We start from the raw sequence: 1,157 nt of genomic DNA on the forward strand, positions 1-1,157 counted from the left end.
GGATTTAGGTCAAGAATCTGGACACATTTTATGTATAATTTAAGCGACTAATTTTTCCTTTTCATTTGGAGTTAAATAATCAATGCTACTGTGAATTCGAGCACTGTTATAAAAGCTCTCAATGTAGCTGAATATTGCAGCATTTGCTTCTTCAAAATCCTGATAATGGTGTTGGTAAACCTCTTCTTTTTTCAAACTGGCGTGAAATGATTCCAAACATGAATTGTCATAGGGACAGCCACGCTTGCTATAAGAATGGCGAATATGGTGTTGCGCTAAGATCTGTTCAAAGCCAGCACTGCGGTACTGGCTACCCAGATCGGTATGCACAATTAAGTTATTAGTCGTCTTTCTAGTTTCAAAGGCTTGTTGAAAAGTGCTGATCACAAGATCAGCAGTCATATGACGGCTGATTTTATGGGCAATGATTTTACGTGAATATAAATCCTGAATGCTTGATAAATAACACCAGCCATTGGCTTTGGTGTGAATATAAGTTATGTCTGCACACCACTTTTGATTTGGACTGGTTGTACGAAAATCTTGCGCGAGTATATTTGAATAATCAGTCGCATCAATATCATTAGTTTGTTGATAATGCCACTTCTTGCGCGTGATTGATTTTAACCCCATTTGGCGCATTAATCGTTGAACTAGCTTAATACTGGCAGTCTTACCTTCTTTTTGTAACGCTTTTAGAATTTTAGGTGCCCCGTAGATACGTCTAGAATTAAAGTAAATGCGTTTAATCGACTGGCTAAGTGTCTTACGACGCTTGGCTTGTGGCGATACATGATTCTGCTGATGTTCATAGTAAGTTGAGCGTGGAACTGAGAGTACTTTACAGGTTTCTTTGATACTATGGTGCTTCAAATTAATATCAACGGCTGTCTGCCAGTCATCTGGGTTTACTTTTTGGCGAATATGGTTAAGGCTTTTTTTAAGATGTCATTCTCACTTTCTAGCTGTTTCAAACGTTTTTGCAACGCTAAAACATCTGATTTGGAAATTCCACTTCCTTTGTCTTCTTTATATAGATTAATCCATTTGTAAATAGTTACATTTGATACACCATATTCGTCTGTAAGATCAGCTACCGGGGCGCCATCCTGGTACAGCTTGACAATCATTTTTCTAAAATCTACTGAGTACTTTTT

Annotated in this window: 2 protein-coding genes; both read right to left on the reverse strand. The window is 37.6% G+C overall.

Going from position 1 to position 1,157, the window contains the following annotated elements:
• Positions 1 to 39 precede the first annotated feature (39 nt).
• Complete coding sequence (locus PPA04_RS09475; protein WP_105782191.1) at positions 40 to 924, reverse strand: IS3 family transposase; 885 nt, start codon at positions 922 to 924, stop codon at positions 40 to 42.
• On the reverse strand, positions 909 to 1,157 hold a 249-nt coding region (locus tag PPA04_RS09480), incomplete at its 5' end, for a transposase (RefSeq protein WP_147206824.1). The genes PPA04_RS09480 and PPA04_RS09475, both read right to left, overlap by 16 nt.

This window comes from Pediococcus parvulus (assembly GCF_007990205.1).
Lineage (GTDB): Bacteria > Bacillota > Bacilli > Lactobacillales > Lactobacillaceae > Pediococcus > Pediococcus parvulus.